Consider the following 14,760-nt stretch of genomic DNA (forward strand, 5'->3'; position numbering starts at 1 on the left):
GATGGGCGAGGCGTGGATCGTTCCGGACTGGGGTGCGCCAGCGAACGTGGGTGCGGCCGTGTCGACGCGTCTGGGGCCGGGCGTGTCCGTCCCTCCGTACGACCGGTTGAACCTTGGCCTGCGTTCCGGTGACGACCCTGTAGCCGTCACGGCGAACCGCGCCGCGCTGTCGCTCGCCCTGGACCTGCCGGTGCCGCCGCTGTGGCTCCACCAGGTGCATGGCACCGACGTGGCCGATGCGGACCGCGTGACGGGTTCCGGTGAGGAACCGGTCGCCGACGCGGCGGTGGCCCGGGGACCGGGCAAAGCGCTGGCCATCCTCACCGCGGACTGCCTGCCGGTGCTGTTCGCCAGCGCCGACGGCGGCACGATCGGCGCAGCCCACGCTGGCTGGCGCGGGCTCGCGGCCGGCGTGCTGGAGAACACGATCACGCGGATGGGCATGCCGCCCGGCTCCCTCCTCGCATGGCTCGGCCCCGCCATTGGCGGAGTCTCGTACGAGGTAGGAGCCGAAGTGCGTGCGGCCTTCGTCGAGCGGGATTCGGCAGCGGACGAAGCCTTCATGCCAACGCGGCCGGGACATTGGACCTGCGATCTCTACGTACTTGCGCGCCGAAGGCTGGCGGCAGCCGGCGTCACGCAGATATCCGGGGGCGGCTTCGACACCTTCCGCGACGAGCGGTTGTACTCATACCGCCGCGACGGCGTATCCAGCGGCCGCTTCGCGTCGCTGGTCTGGACCCGCTGACCGAACCGTGCCGTGCCGTAGGAGCGCGCCCTGCGCGCGACCTCTTTTCGCGCCAGTCTCGAAGCTGGCGCGCCAGCTCCAGGTCATGGCCTCAAAACATGCCGCGCGCAGGGCGCGCTCCTACACCGTCATCGGCGACGGAATGTAAATCTCCGGCTTCACGCGCGGTGGCTCCGTCAGCGCGTGCAGGAACGCGTTGCGCCAGGTGGTGATGTCGTTGCGTTCCAGCACGTCCATCATCGATTGCCAGCGCATGCGCCGCTCCTTCAGTGGCATCGCAAGCGCACGCTTCAGCGCCTCGGACACCTCGTCCAGGTCAGACGGATTCACCAGCAGCGCGGCATCCAGCTCCTGCGCCGCGCCAGCGAAGCGGGACAGCACGAGGACGCCGGGGTCCTGAGGATCCTGGCAGGCCACGTACTCCTTCGCGACGAGGTTCATGCCATCGCGCAGCGGTGTGACCAGTCCCACTTTCGACACGCGGAAATATCCCGCCAGCACCTTATGCGCGAAGGATTTGTTCACGTAACGGATCGGGACCCAATCGGGTTCGGCGTACTGTCCGTTGATATGGCCCGCGCTGCGTTCCAGTTCACGCCGCAGCGAACGATATTCCGGCACGTCCGAGCGCGAAGGAGGCGCGATCTGCAGCAGTGAAACGCGGCCGCGCATCTCCTTGTGGTCGCGCAGCAGCCGGGCGAAGCCTTCGAACCGCTCGGGCAATCCTTTGGAATAGTCGAGGCGATCCACGCCGATGATCAGCGCGCGATCGTCGATGGACGCTTTCAGCTTCTCCACGGCGCCGCTGTCCTCGGCGCGATGGGCCAGTTCCACCGCTTCGGCGGTGTCGATGCTGATGGGGAAGACGCCGGCCCGGAAGATCCTGCCGTTCGCGGCGCGGATGCGGCCGCCCGTGCGCATCGCGGCGCCCAGTTCGTGCAGGAAGTAGTCCTCCAGCGCGCGCAGGTCGCGCTGCGTGTGCACGCCGACAAGATCGTACGAAGCCAGCGGCTCCAGTATCTCGCGATGGCGCGGCAGGGTGATCAGCAGCCCGGCCGCGGGTAGCGGCGTGTGCAGGAAGAACCCGATCCGGTTGTCCACGCCCAGTTCGCGCAGCATCGCGGCCAGCGGAATGAGGTGGTAATCGTGCACCCAGACGATATCGTCCTTCTGCAGGAGCTTCGCCACACGTTTCGCGAAAATACGGTTGACCCGCAGATAGCCTTCCAGATGGTCCCGGCGATAGTCCACGAGATCGCCGCGGTAATGGAACAGCGGCCACAGCGCGCGATTGGCAAACCCGCTGTAATAGTCGTCATGGTCCGTCTTGGACATGTCGATCGTGGCGTAGCTGATGTTCCCATCCTGGACTTCGTGCAATTCCTTGCCGGTTTCCGCGGCGATGTTGCCACTCCACCCGAACCACAGTCCGCCCATTTCCTGCAGCGCCGCGTTCATCGCGGAGGCCAATCCCCCCGTTTGCGTCTGCTTCGGCAGCGCGACGCGGTTCGATATGACGACTAATCGACTCATTGTCTCCTTGCGGCTCCTCGCGTCAACGCGACTTTCACGGAATTCAGCCAAGCATGGACATCGGCTGGGCTAGACAATGTGAACACGGCGCATGAAGGCGTTCTTGCACCGATACGCACCGCCGCACCGCCGCGCTCGTTCACCATCGCGAAGGCATGTTCGTCGGTGAGGTCGTCGCCGAGATACACCGGATGCCGGCCGATGAACGGCGCCGTCTCGAGGAAAGCCGCCACCGCGACGCCCTTGTCCATGCCGCGCGGCTTGAACTCGTAGACGTAGCTGCCCGGTTGCAGTTCGAAGCCCTCGAAACGAGCGGCGATGGCCGGAGCGATGCGCTCCAGTTCGGCCGAGTACCCGGGATGCTCGCGACAATGCAACGCGACCGACCAGCTCTTGTCCTCCACGCGCACCCCCGGCATCCGGGCGGCGGCGGCATGGACCGTTTCGCGCAGGCGGGCGAGTTCGCCCGCATCGATAGGAACCGTGGTCGACCTGCCGTCCGCATCGCGGCGTTCGAGGCCATGCTGGCCGGCGGCCGCCCAGCGCGGGCGGCCGAAGATGCCGTCGAGGCTGGCGATGGCGCGTCCGCTGACCAGGGCCAGCGCGCCGCCGAGCGCTTCGTGGATGGCATCCAGCGTGTCGAGCATCCCTTGCGGCACCACCACGCCGTCCGGATCGTCGGCGAAGGCGAGCAGGGTGCCGTCCGCGTCGAGGAACAGGGCTGTGGCGGGCGTGACCAGGTCGGCTGGCGGACGGGGCAGGCTGGTGATGGAAGCGGTCACGGCGGGTCCATGGGTCGGTGATCTCCCGCAGGATGCACGTCCCACCGTGAAAATACTGCTGCCCAGCCCATGCGTTACCGTTGAAGGAACGGGTGGGAACCCGCATCTGTGTCGCCACAGGCGGTCGCGGGGAGTGCCCGGGCGCGCAATGAACTTCGGAGACCACCACGATGCGAATGGACAGACTCACGTCGCGATTCCAGCAGGCACTGGCCGACGCGCAGTCGCTGGCCGTCGGCCGCGACCACAACATTCTCGAGCCGGCGCACCTGCTTGCCGCCCTGCTGGACCAGCAGGGCGGATCCACCGCGCCGTTGCTCACCCAGGCTCAGGTGAACGTACCGGCGCTGCGCCAGCGCCTGGGTGAAATCCTCGAGCGCATGCCACGGGTCAGCGGCCAGGAAGGCAACATCAGCCTCGGCAACGACCTGAATCGCCTGCTCAACCTCACCGACAAGCTGGCGCAGCAGCGCGGCGACCAGTTCATCGCCAGCGAGCTGTTCCTGCTCGCGGCGCTGGAGGATCGCGGCGAGGCCGGAGGCGCATTGAAGGCCGCTGGCGCCACGAAGGAGCGCCTGGAAGCCGCCATCGAGAAGCTGCGCGGCGGCGAGAAAGTGCAATCGGAGAATGCCGAAGACCAGCGCCAGGCGCTGGAGAAGTACACCATCGACCTCACCGAGCGCGCTGAAAGCGGCAAGCTGGACCCGGTCATCGGCCGCGATGAGGAAATTCGCCGCACCATCCAGGTCCTGCAGCGCCGTACCAAGAACAATCCCGTGCTCATCGGCGAGCCCGGCGTCGGCAAGACGGCCATCGTCGAAGGCCTGGCCCAGCGCATCGTCAATGGCGAGGTACCTGAAGGCTTGCGCGACAAGCGCGTGCTCTCGCTCGACCTGGGCTCGCTGATCGCGGGCGCGAAGTTCCGTGGTGAGTTCGAGGAGCGCCTGAAGGGCGTGTTGAGCGACCTTTCCAAGCAGGAAGGGCGCGTGATCCTGTTCATCGACGAGCTGCACACGATGGTCGGCGCGGGCAAGGCCGATGGCGCCATGGATGCCGGTAACATGCTGAAGCCCGCGCTGGCGCGTGGTGAATTGCACTGCATCGGCGCGACCACGCTCGACGAGTACCGCAAGTACGTTGAAAAGGACGCCGCACTCGAGCGCCGTTTCCAGAAAGTGTTTGTCGGCGAACCCAGTGTCGAGGACACCATCGCCATCCTGCGTGGATTGAAAGAGCGCTACGCGGTGCACCACGGCGTGGAGATCACCGATCCCGCGATTGTCGCCGCGGCAACCTTGTCCGCGCGCTACATCCCTGACCGCCAGCTGCCCGACAAGGCCATCGACCTGATGGACGAGGCGGCCTCGCGCATCCGCATGGAAATCGATTCCAAACCGGAGGAGCTCGACCGCCTGGAGCGTCGCCTCATCCAGCTGAAAATCCAGCGCGAGATGCTGAAGAAGGAACAGGACGAGGAATCGAAGCAGCGCCTTGCCAACCTCGAAGCCGACATCGACAAGCTCGACCGCGAGTTTTCCGATCTCAACGAGGTCTGGAAGTCGGAAAAGGCCATGCTGCAGGGCGCCACGAAGATCAAGGAACAGATCGAGCAGGCGCGTCTCGAACTTGAAGCCGCGCAGCGCCGCCAGGACTACGGTGCGATGAGCGAAATCCAGTACGGCCGCCTGCCCGCCCTGGAAACCCAGCTCGCCGCCGCGCAGAAGGCGGAGAAGCAGGACTTCACCCTGCTGCAGGATCGGGTCACCGCCGACGAGATCGCCGAGGTCGTGGCGCGCTGGACGGGTATTCCCGTGGCGAAGATGCTCGAAGGCGAGCGCGAGAAGCTGCTGCACATGGAAGACGCGCTGCATGGGCGTGTCGTCGGCCAGGACGAGGCGGTACGCGCGGTATCGGATGCGATCCGGCGCGCCCGCGCGGGTCTTTCCGATCCGAATCGTCCTTACGGTTCGTTCCTGTTCCTCGGCCCTACCGGCGTGGGCAAGACGGAACTGTGCAAGGCGCTTGCCGATTTCCTCTTCGACACGCAGGACGCGATGGTCCGCATCGACATGAGCGAGTTCATGGAGAAGCACTCCGTGAGCCGCCTCGTCGGCGCACCTCCGGGGTACGTGGGTTACGAAGAGGGCGGTTACCTGACGGAAGCCATACGCCGCCGGCCATATAGCGTGATCCTCCTCGACGAGGTGGAAAAGGCGCATCCGGACGTGTTCAACATCCTGCTTCAGGTGCTCGACGACGGGCGTCTCACGGACGGCCAGGGCCGCACCGTGGATTTCCGCAACACCGTGATCGTGATGACCTCGAACCTCGGCTCGAACCTCATCCAGGAGCAGGCCGGCGACAGCGAGGCCGACTACCTGCAGATGAAGGCCTCGGTGCTCGGGGTGGTGCAGACGCATTTCCGGCCGGAGTTCATCAACCGCCTGGACGACCTCGTCGTATTCCGTCCGCTGGACAAGAAGCAGATACGCCTGATCGCGCGCATCCAGCTCGATTACCTGGCCCGGCGCCTTGCCGAGCGCCAGCTGTCGCTGGACCTCACCGAGAAGGCGCTGGACCTGCTCGGCAGCGCGGGCTTCGATCCGGTGTACGGCGCGCGGCCGCTGAAGCGGGCGATCCAGCAGCAACTGGAGAACCCGCTGGCGCAGCGCATCCTTCAGGGCGCGTTCTCGCCCGGCCAGACGGTGCACGTGGATTCGGACGGAAACCATCTGACTTTCACGGCAGACTGAAGCGACTTGTACATTGCAAATAGGCCGTCCCGTCCGATAATGCCCGGCTGAAACATCCAGGACCCACCTGCCATGCCCATCTACGAATTCCAGTGCCAGGCCTGCGGCCACCGCTTCGACCGTCTGCAGAAGATGTCCGACCCGGATCCCACCGATTGCCCCACCTGTGGCGAGCCGCGCGTGGGCCGGCTATTGAGCGCGCCGCAGTTCCGGCTTGCCGGCAGCGGCTGGTACGAAACGGATTTCAAGAAGGACGGCGACAAGAAACGGAACCTCGTGGAGGGCTCGTCCGGCGGGCCAGCGGCAGCCCCTGCACCGGCTCCCGCGCCGGCCCCAGCGCCGGCGGCCACCCCTTCGTCGGGCGGCTCCTCCTCTACGTGACATTCGACGCCGGCCGGCGAGTGGCCCGCCGGTTCTTGCGATCCGTTTAAACAGGGTTGCGGTTACCTCCGATAATTTGCGATCACTCACATCGGAGGGCAGGGACATGAAAAGCATCCTGGGACTGGCTGGCACGATCGCGCTCGGCGCGGCGGCGTTGGCGCTCCCGCACGTGGCACACGCCCAGCGCGGCGGCGACACCGTCAACTGCTACAGCGACCAGGGCCGCCGATCCGTCTGCCGGGTGCCTTGGCGCGATGCCCGTCTCGTCCGTCAGGACTCCGATACCGCCTGCGTCCGCAATCGCACCTGGGGCATCGATCGGGGTGGCCTCTGGGTCGACAACGGTTGCCGCGGCATTTTCCAGGAGACGGGTGGCTGGGGCGGCGGCAATCGCCCGGGTTCGGGGTGGGACGACCACCGGCCGGGCTGGGGCGGCGGTTCCGGCGGCGACCGCATCGTGTCGTGCGGCAGCGTCGACAACAGGCGCGCGTTCTGCAGCGCCCGCATCGGGCGCGGTGCCCGCCTCGTGGAACAGGAGTCGAAGAACACGTGCCGCGAGGGGTCCACCTACGGCTTCAACCGCGACGGTATCTGGGTCGATCGGGGCTGTCGCGGCAAGTTCTCCACGGGCCGCTGAGCGGCCTGTCGCAGCGCATGGGAATCCCCGGCTCGTGGTACGATCCGAGGTCTTTTCCCCAGAGTTCCCAGCGCATGCGCACCCACCTTTGCGGACTCATCGACGAGTCGCTGATCGGCCAGGACGTCACTCTCTGCGGGTGGGTCAACACCCTTCGCCTCCAGAGCCATGTGGCCTTCGTCGACCTCCGCGATCATGAGGGTCTCGCCCAGGTGGTGATCGAGCGCGAAAACGAGGCCGCCTTCGCCGTCGCCGGCGAGCTGGGTTATGAATTCGTGGTGAAGGTCACCGGCCAGGTCCGCAAGCGCCTGTCGGCCAACGACAAGCTCAAGACCGGCACGGTGGAACTGCTGGCGGACAAGGTCGAAATCCTCAACGCCGCGCGCGACCTGCCGTTCGCCCTGCACGAAACGCCCAACGAGGACTTGCGGATGACTTACCGCTACCTCGACATGCGCCGTCCGGAAATGCAGAAGATGATGCGCACCCGTACCGCGCTGGTGCGCGAGCTGCGCCGCTACCTCGATGCGGCCGGCTTCCAGGACATCGAAACCCCGATCCTGACGAAGGCGACGCCCGAGGGCGCGCGCGATTACCTCGTGCCGAGCCGCGTGCATCCAGGTCAGTTCTACGCCCTGCCGCAGTCGCCGCAGTTGTTCAAGCAGATCCTGATGATGGCCGGCTTCGACCGCTACTACCAGATCGCCCGCTGCTTCCGCGACGAAGACCTGCGTGCCGACCGGCAGCCGGAATTCACCCAGCTCGACCTTGAGTTCGCGTTTGTCGAAGAGCGCGACGTCCAGGATTTCGTCGAGAACCTGATTCGCCACGTGTTCCGCGAAGTGCGTCATGTGGAACTGGATGCCGTCTTCCCACGCATGACCTACGAAGAGGCCATGCGCCGCTTCGGCTCGGACAAGCCCGACCTGCGTATCCCGCTGGAACTGGCCGACATCGCGGAAGCGGTGAAGCACGTGGAGTTCAAGGTGTTCTCCGGCCCTGCCAACGATCCCGCCGGCCGCGTCGCCGCATTGCGCGTGCCGGGCGCCGCGGACCTCTCGCGCAAGGACATCGACGGGCTCGCCGAATATGCCGCCAGGTACGGTGCGAAAGGCCTCGCCTGGCTGAAGGTGGAAGACCTGGCCAAGGGCCGCGACGGCATCAACTCGCCGGTGGCGAAGTTCCTCGACGACGCCGCCCTCGAGCAGGTGCTGAAGCTCACCGGCGCCGGCACGGGCGACATCGTGTTCTTTGGTGCGGGCGCATGGAAGACGGTCACCGATTTCATGGGCGCATTGCGCATCAAGCTGGGTCGCGATCGCGGCATGGTGGAGGACAGCTGGAAGCCACTGTGGGTCACCGACTTCCCGATGTTCGAATACGACGAGGAAGAAAAGCGCTTCGTCGCGCTCCACCATCCATTCACCGCGCCGAACGTCGACGACATCGCGGAACTGCGCGCCAACGCCGCCGTGGCGGTAAGCCGCGGCTACGACATGGTGCTCAACGGCAACGAGATCGGCGGCGGGTCCATCCGTATCCATCGTCCGGAAATGCAGAGCGCCGTGTTCGACCTGCTCGGCATCGGCGAGGCCGAGGCAGAGGCCAAGTTCGGCTTCCTGCTGAAGGCGCTGCGCATGGGCGCGCCGCCGCATGGCGGCCTCGCCTTCGGCATCGATCGCATCGCCGCACTGATGGCAGGTACCGAGTCCATCCGCGACGTGATCGCCTTCCCGAAGACCACCAGCGCGCAGGATCTCATGACCGACGCGCCGTCGCAGGTTTCGGAGCCACAGCTGAAGGAACTGCACGTGCGCGTGGCCGCGGCGGAGCCGGCGAAAGCCTGACCCGGATGCCTCTATGACCGCCTCCCAGGTCCACGTCCTGCTGTTGCATGGGCTGTGGATGCGCGGCTTTGCCATGGCCATGCTGCACCGGCGCCTCCGCGAGGAAGGTTTCCAGGTCCATCAGTTCGAGTACATGAGCGTGGCCGCGCCGCCCGAAAAGGCGATCGCGCGGCTGCGCAAGCGCATCCGCGCACTGGCACCGGGCCCCGTCCACGTGGTCGGGCATAGCCTTGGTGGCGTCCTGGCCTTGCTGGCCTGCCGCGAAGACGACCTGCCGGACGGGCGCATCGTCTGCCTGGGCTCGCCGCTCAACGGCAGCGGGGCCGCTCGCGGTCTCACCCATCGCTGGGGCGACGTGCTGCTCGGGCGGTCGAAGGAACTGCTCGAGCACGGCCTGGACCGCTGGGATGGCCTCCGCGAGGTAGGCGTCATCGCTGGTCGCCAGCCGATGGGGCTGGGTTCGCTGGTGGGCGACGTGGGTATCGAACACGACGGTACCGTGGGGGTGGAGGAAACCCGTTTGCCAGGTCTCACTGCCCACTGCGTCCTGGAAACGAGCCATACGGGCATGCTTGTTTCCGCGGACGTTGCACGCCAGGCGGCGCTTTTCCTCAAGGAAGGCCGCTTCGACACGCCGCAGGCCCCGTAGGAGAGCGCCCTGCGCGCGACAGCCTTTCGCCTCAGTCTCCAGGATTACGCGCCAGTTCCAGGGCCCGGCCCCAAAACATGTCGCGCGCAGGGCGCGCTCCTACGCTAGAATCGCGGCCCTGTCCGTCCGGTATGTCCAGGAATCGAACATGGGTAGAGGCCCGTCCATCGAAGGTCGCAAGAACGCCGAAGACGCCAAGCGCGCCAAGGTGTTCACCAAGCTGATCCGCGAAATCACCATCGCCACGCGCGGCGGTGTGCCCGATCCGAACGGCAATCCGCGCCTGCGCGCCGCCGTCGACAAGGCGTTGGCCGCCAACATGACCAAGGACACCATCGAGCGTGCGATCAAGCGCGGTTCGGGTGCCGAGGGCGGCGCGGACATGCACGAGATCCGCTACGAGGGTTACGGCCCTGCGGGCACCGCGCTGATCATCGACTGCGTCACCGACAACCAGACCCGCACCGTGGCCGACGTTCGCGCCGCGCTCAACAAGCTCGGCGGGAACATGGGCACCACCAACTCGGTGGCGTTCCAGTTCACCCGCGTGGGCCAAGTGGTGGTTCACACCGGCGGCGACGCCGGTGTCGAGGCGAAGCTGGAAGAAGCCGCCATCGAGAACAATGCCGAAGACATCGCGATCGGGAATGGCGTGGGCACCGTGCTGGTCGCGCCCGATCCGATCGCCGTGGAAGTCATGCGCAAAGTGCTGGCGGCAGCCGGTTTCGACGTGGATAGCTCCGATGTGATCATGCGTCCGAACGGCCCGCTGGTCACCCCGGCCGGCGAAGCGCTGGAGCAGTTCGAAAAGCTGCTGGAGCGCCTGAATTCGCTCGACGACGTGGATGAGGTCTACCACAACGCCGTCCTGCCGGCCCACGACGAGGGCTGAAGCCCCGTCGCCTCATGATCCGCATCCTCGGTATCGATCCGGGCAGCCAGCGCACCGGCGTCGGCGTCATCGACGTGACGGACAACGGCACGGTGACCCACGTATGGCACGGCGCGCTGCTGGTGTCGGGGGAGGCGAGTTTTCCGCTGCGCCTGAAACGCATATTTGACGAACTCTGCGGCATCATCGGCGAGCACGGTCCGGCGGAAGCCGCGATCGAGCGCGTGTTCATGGCGCGCAACGCGGACTCGGCCCTGAAACTGGGCCAGGCGCGTGGCGCGGCCGTGTGTGCCGTGGTCAGCCAGGGAATCGTCGTGCACGAGTACGCAGCGACCGAGGTGAAGCAGGCAGTAGTCGGTACCGGTCGTGCCGACAAGGCCCAGGTCCAGCACATGATCGGGATGATCCTCGGCATCAAGGGCCCGCTGCAGGCGGATGCCGCCGATGCGCTGGCGATCGCGATCGCCCATGCGCATACCCGTTCCAGCATCGAACGCGTGGGCATCCCGCGCACGGCATGGAGACGTCGCCGATGATCGGCCGCTTGCGTGGCACCCTGATCAGCAAGCAGCCACCGTCCCTCCTCGTCGAGGTGGGCGGCGTGGGCTACGAGGTCGACGCGCCCATGTCGACCATCTACGACCTTCCCGCCACGGGTAAGGAAGTGATCCTGCTCACCCATTACGCGGTGAAGGAAGACGGCGTGGCGCTTTATGGCTTCATGCGTGAGGCCGAGCGGGCGATGTTTCGCAACCTGATCAAGGTGAGCGGCATCGGCGCGAAGATCGCGCTGGCCGTGCTTTCAGGTGTCTCCACCGATGAACTTGCGCGCCTGGTGCATGCGGGGGACGTCGTGGCGCTGACCAAGATCCCCGGCATCGGCAAGAAAACCGCCGAGCGCATGGTGGTGGAATTGCGCGACCGGGTGGACGCCGCGGGTGTTCGCCTGCCGGTCAGCACCCTGGGCGAGGCCGCGCCCGTGGACCCCGTGGGCGAGGCCACTGTCGCCTTGCAGCAACTTGGCTACAAGCCGGTGGAAGCCTCGCGGTTGGTACAGAAGGCCGCGGCGGAAGGCGATTCCGCCGAGGCCATTATCCGCAAAGCGCTTCGCGCGGCGCTCGGAGGTTGAAAGTGAAGACGGAAAACGAGGCCGGCGACGTCCAGAACGCGCATAGCCGGCGACTGGGCGCCCTGGCGCTGGGCGCCATCGGCGTCGTCTTCGGCGATATCGGCACCAGCCCCCTGTACACGATGAAGGAAACGCTGGGCACGCATGGCATGACACCGCACCCGGCGGCCGTGCTGGGCGTGCTCTCGCTTATCTTCTGGTCGCTGATCATGGTGGTGTCGCTGAAGTACGTCACCTTCGTCATGCGCGCGGACAACAAGGGCGAGGGCGGCATCATGGCGCTGATGGCGCTGGCGCAGCGCAGTGTCAGCGGCTCGCCGCAGGCACGCTGGGTGCTCGCGGCGATCGGTATCTTCGGTGCCTCGCTGTTCTACGGCGACGGCGTCATCACGCCGGCCATTTCGGTGCTTTCGGCCGTGGAAGGCCTGGAGATCGCCGCGCCGCAGCTCGATACCTACGTGCTACCCATCTGCCTCGTCATCATCTTCATCCTTTTCGCCGTGCAGCGGCACGGCACCAACATCGTCGGCAAGGCCTTTGCGCCGGTGATGGTGGCCTGGTTCCTGGTCCTGGCTTTCCTCGGGCTTCGCCAGATCGTGGCGCATCCGCAGGTGCTGGTCGCCCTGAATCCGTGGTATGCGGTCACATTCTTCCAGGAATACGGCAAGCTTTCGTTCATCGCCCTCGGTGGCGTGGTCCTGGCGCTCACCGGTGCCGAAGCGCTGTACGCGGACATGGGCCATTTCGGCAAGCGGCCGATCAGGCTGGCGTGGTTCTGCTTCGTCCTGCCTGCGCTGCTGATCAATTATTTCGGCCAGGGCGCGCTGCTGCTGCACGACCGCAGCGCCATCGAAAACCCGTTCTACCGGATGGTGCCGGAAGAGTGGCTCTATCCGATGGTGGCGCTGGCCACGATGGCGGCGATCATCGCTTCGCAGGCGGTCATTTCCGGCGCGTTCTCGATGACGCGCGAAGCGATGTCGCTCGGCTATTCGCCGCGCATGGCCGTGGTGCACACCTCGCACGAAATGTCGGGGCAGATATTCGTGCCCTGGGTGAACCGGCTGCTGCTGGTGCTGGTGTTCCTCGCGGTGCTCGGTTTCCGCTCGTCGAACAACCTGGGCGCGGCCTACGGCATCGCCGTGACCGGCACCATGACGATGACCACGCTGCTGGCGCTGGTCGTCGCGCGCCGGCGCTGGCACTGGCATTGGTCCGCGGTTATCACGGTGGGCGTCATCTTCCTCATCACCGATCTTTCGTTCTTCGGCGCGAACGCGCTCAAGATCGCCCACGGCGGCTGGTTCCCGCTGGTGCTGGGCGTGATCATCTTTACCGTGATGACCACCTGGCGTCGCGGCAGGGACCTCGTGGTTCGCGAGATCAAGCAATCCGGCCTGGCGCTGGAGCCGTTCGTGGCGAACATTGCCGACCACCCGCCGCTGATCGTCCCCGGCACGGCCGTGTTCCTTACCGCCAACCAGAACGCCGTGCCGCATGCGATGCTGCACAACCTGAAGCACAACAAGGTGCTGCACGAGCGCAACGTGCTGCTGACCGTGGAAATGCTCGAGACGCCGGTGGCGGAGCCTGACGAGCGCATGGAGGTGATCGAATACGGCGGCGGCTTCTACGGCCTGCAGTTGCGCTACGGCTTCGCCGAGGACCCGAATATCCCGGTGTCGCTCTCCCGTGCCGGCGCCCTCGGCCTCGATTTCGACATGATGGACACCACGTTCTTCCTGTCCCGCGAAACCATCGTCGCCGACATTCGCCGCCCCGGCATGGCCCTGTGGCGCGACAAGCTCTTCGCCTTCCTTGCCCGCAACGCCATGCCTGCCACGGCCTTCTTCCAGATCCCGGGCAACCGCCTGATCGAGCTTGGAGCGCAGGTCGAGATCTGACGGGGGTGCGGGCTGGATGCCATAATGCCGGCATGTCCGAACACCGCATCATTTCCTCCGCTGCCGCCATGGACGACGAGTCGCTGGAGGCCAGCATCCGTCCCAAGCGACTGGCCGAATACCTTGGCCAGCGGACGGTGCGTGAGCAGATGGCCATCTATATCGAGGCGGCGCGGCGGCGCGGCGGGGCGCTGGACCACGTCCTCATCTTCGGGCCGCCCGGATTGGGCAAGACCACTCTGTCGCACGTGATCGCCAACGAACTGGGGGTGAACGTGCGGTCGACCTCGGGGCCGGTGCTCGAACGCGCAGGGGATCTTGCCGCGCTGCTCACCAATCTCGAAGCGAACGACGTCCTCTTCGTGGACGAGATCCACCGGCTGTCCCCGGTCGTCGAGGAAGTTCTGTATCCGGCGATGGAGGATTTCCAGATCGACATCATGATCGGCGAAGGTCCCGCGGCCCGTTCGATCAAGCTCGACCTGCCTCCCTTCACACTGATCGGTGCGACCACCCGCGCGGGCCTGCTTACCGGGCCCCTGCGCGACCGCTTCGGCATCATCCAACGGCTGGAGTTCTACAGCGTCGACGAGCTCACGGCGATCGTCCGTCGCGCGGCACGGATCTTCGGCATCGAGTGCGAGGTCGAGGGTGCCGTGGAGATCGCGCGGCGCGCCCGCGGCACGCCGCGTATTGCCAACCGCCTGCTGCGCCGGGTACGCGACTTCGCCGAAGTACGCGGTGACGGACGGATCACCCATGCGCTGGCCCGCGCGGCCACCGACATGCTCAAGGTGGATGCCGAGGGCTTCGACGACCTGGACCGTCGCCTGCTCGGCATCATCATCGAGAATTTCGACGGCGGCCCGGTGGGCGTGGAATCGCTGGCCGCGGCCCTCAGCGAGGACCGTGGCACCCTCGAGGACGTGGTCGAGCCCTACCTGATCCAGCAGGGATACCTGATCAGGACAGCGCGGGGCCGTATGGCCTCCGCCAAGGCCTGGCGGCACCTGGGCCTCACCCCGCCGCCCCGGCAGGCGGCTACCCCAGACCTTTTCCCGGACGAGGCATGAGCGTTTTCAGCTGGCCCGTGCGGATCTACTGGGAAGATACCGACGCAGGCGGCGTCGTCTACCACGCCAACTACCTCCGCTTCATGGAACGGGCACGGACGGAATGGTTACGTGCCCAGGGCATCGACCAGCTGGCCCTGCGCGAGACGACGGCGCTCGGCTTCGTGGTCCGCGACATGCACCTGGATTTCCACCTTCCGGCCCGTCTGGATGATGAACTCCGGGTGACGGTGAGCGTCAAAGAGCAGCGTTCAGCCAGTATGCTGTTCGGTCAGGAGATCGTGCGAGGGGAGGCGGCACTGGTTCGCGCAAAGGTGCGCGTGGCGTGCGTCAACCTGGACACGATGCGCCCGGCGCAGATCCCTGCAGACCTGTTTCCCAACGACAACCCTATTACCTGAAGCCAGATACCCGGCGGAGTGCCCTTAA

General features: G+C 66.2%; 14 protein-coding genes. 12 read left to right on the forward strand and 2 right to left on the reverse strand.

The features are described from left to right. Position 1: 1 nt before the first annotated feature. The gene (gene pgeF / locus VGM71_RS04145; protein ID WP_331542553.1) at positions 2 to 748 is read left to right on the forward strand and encodes a peptidoglycan editing factor PgeF; all 747 of its coding nucleotides are present in this window, start codon (positions 2 to 4) and stop codon (positions 746 to 748) included. A gap of 120 nt (positions 749 to 868) precedes the next feature. Here the strand turns inward: pgeF and otsA are convergent, their stop codons facing one another. Continuing rightward, positions 869 to 2,281 carry an alpha,alpha-trehalose-phosphate synthase (UDP-forming) gene (gene otsA / locus VGM71_RS04150; RefSeq protein WP_331542554.1) on the reverse strand — a complete coding sequence of 471 codons (1,413 nt, stop codon included), beginning with the start codon at positions 2,279 to 2,281 and terminating at the stop codon, positions 869 to 871. Further along, positions 2,278 to 3,063, reverse strand: coding sequence for a trehalose-phosphatase (gene otsB / locus VGM71_RS04155; protein WP_331542555.1), 786 nt, complete (start codon positions 3,061 to 3,063; stop codon positions 2,278 to 2,280). The genes otsA and otsB overlap by 4 nt, the downstream gene beginning before the upstream one ends. Positions 3,064 to 3,233: 170 nt before the next feature. On the opposite strand from otsB, the gene clpB reads away from it, so the two are divergent. The 11 genes from clpB (at position 3,234) to ybgC (ending at position 14,732) form a co-directional block, all read left to right on the forward strand. Continuing rightward, entirely contained in the window at positions 3,234 to 5,816 is a 2,583-nt protein-coding gene (gene clpB, locus VGM71_RS04160) for an ATP-dependent chaperone ClpB (RefSeq protein ID WP_331542556.1), read from the forward strand. Between the two features lie 72 nt (positions 5,817 to 5,888). Continuing rightward, positions 5,889 to 6,197, forward strand: a complete 309-nt coding sequence (locus tag VGM71_RS04165; RefSeq protein WP_331542557.1) for a zinc ribbon domain-containing protein — start codon at positions 5,889 to 5,891, stop codon at positions 6,195 to 6,197. A gap of 106 nt (positions 6,198 to 6,303) precedes the next feature. Continuing rightward, positions 6,304 to 6,837: a DUF3011 domain-containing protein gene (locus VGM71_RS04170; protein WP_331542558.1), complete on the forward strand. Its 534-nt coding sequence runs from the start codon at positions 6,304 to 6,306 to the stop codon at positions 6,835 to 6,837. A gap of 74 nt (positions 6,838 to 6,911) precedes the next feature. Continuing rightward, positions 6,912 to 8,684 carry an aspartate--tRNA ligase gene (gene aspS / locus VGM71_RS04175; protein WP_331542559.1) on the forward strand — a complete coding sequence of 591 codons (1,773 nt, stop codon included), beginning with the start codon at positions 6,912 to 6,914 and terminating at the stop codon, positions 8,682 to 8,684. Between the two features lie 13 nt (positions 8,685 to 8,697). Further along, a complete protein-coding gene (locus VGM71_RS04180; protein WP_331542560.1) occupies positions 8,698 to 9,333 on the forward strand; it encodes an alpha/beta hydrolase in 636 nt (211 codons plus the stop codon). A 148-nt stretch (positions 9,334 to 9,481) separates the two neighbouring features. Continuing rightward, complete coding sequence (locus tag VGM71_RS04185) at positions 9,482 to 10,225, forward strand: YebC/PmpR family DNA-binding transcriptional regulator (protein ID WP_331542561.1); 744 nt, start codon at positions 9,482 to 9,484, stop codon at positions 10,223 to 10,225. 14 nt (positions 10,226 to 10,239) lie between these two features. Further along, positions 10,240 to 10,761 (forward strand): crossover junction endodeoxyribonuclease RuvC, encoded by a 522-nt coding sequence (ruvC, locus tag VGM71_RS04190; protein ID WP_331542562.1) that lies wholly within the window; start codon positions 10,240 to 10,242, stop codon positions 10,759 to 10,761. Next, positions 10,758 to 11,354: a Holliday junction branch migration protein RuvA gene (gene ruvA, locus VGM71_RS04195; protein ID WP_331542592.1), complete on the forward strand. Its 597-nt coding sequence runs from the start codon at positions 10,758 to 10,760 to the stop codon at positions 11,352 to 11,354. Before ruvC ends, ruvA begins: the two co-directional genes overlap by 4 nt. A gap of 2 nt (positions 11,355 to 11,356) precedes the next feature. Beyond that, complete coding sequence (locus VGM71_RS04200) at positions 11,357 to 13,258, forward strand: potassium transporter Kup (protein WP_331542563.1); 1,902 nt, start codon at positions 11,357 to 11,359, stop codon at positions 13,256 to 13,258. Between the two features lie 32 nt (positions 13,259 to 13,290). Beyond that, a complete protein-coding gene (gene ruvB / locus VGM71_RS04205; RefSeq protein WP_331542564.1) occupies positions 13,291 to 14,331 on the forward strand; it encodes a Holliday junction branch migration DNA helicase RuvB in 1,041 nt (346 codons plus the stop codon). Next, a complete protein-coding gene (gene ybgC / locus VGM71_RS04210; protein ID WP_331542565.1) occupies positions 14,328 to 14,732 on the forward strand; it encodes a tol-pal system-associated acyl-CoA thioesterase in 405 nt (134 codons plus the stop codon). The genes ruvB and ybgC overlap by 4 nt, the downstream gene beginning before the upstream one ends. The last annotated feature ends 28 nt before the right edge of the window (positions 14,733 to 14,760 follow it).

It is taken from the genome of Luteibacter sp. (assembly GCF_036499525.1).
Taxonomy (GTDB): domain Bacteria; phylum Pseudomonadota; class Gammaproteobacteria; order Xanthomonadales; family Rhodanobacteraceae; genus Luteibacter.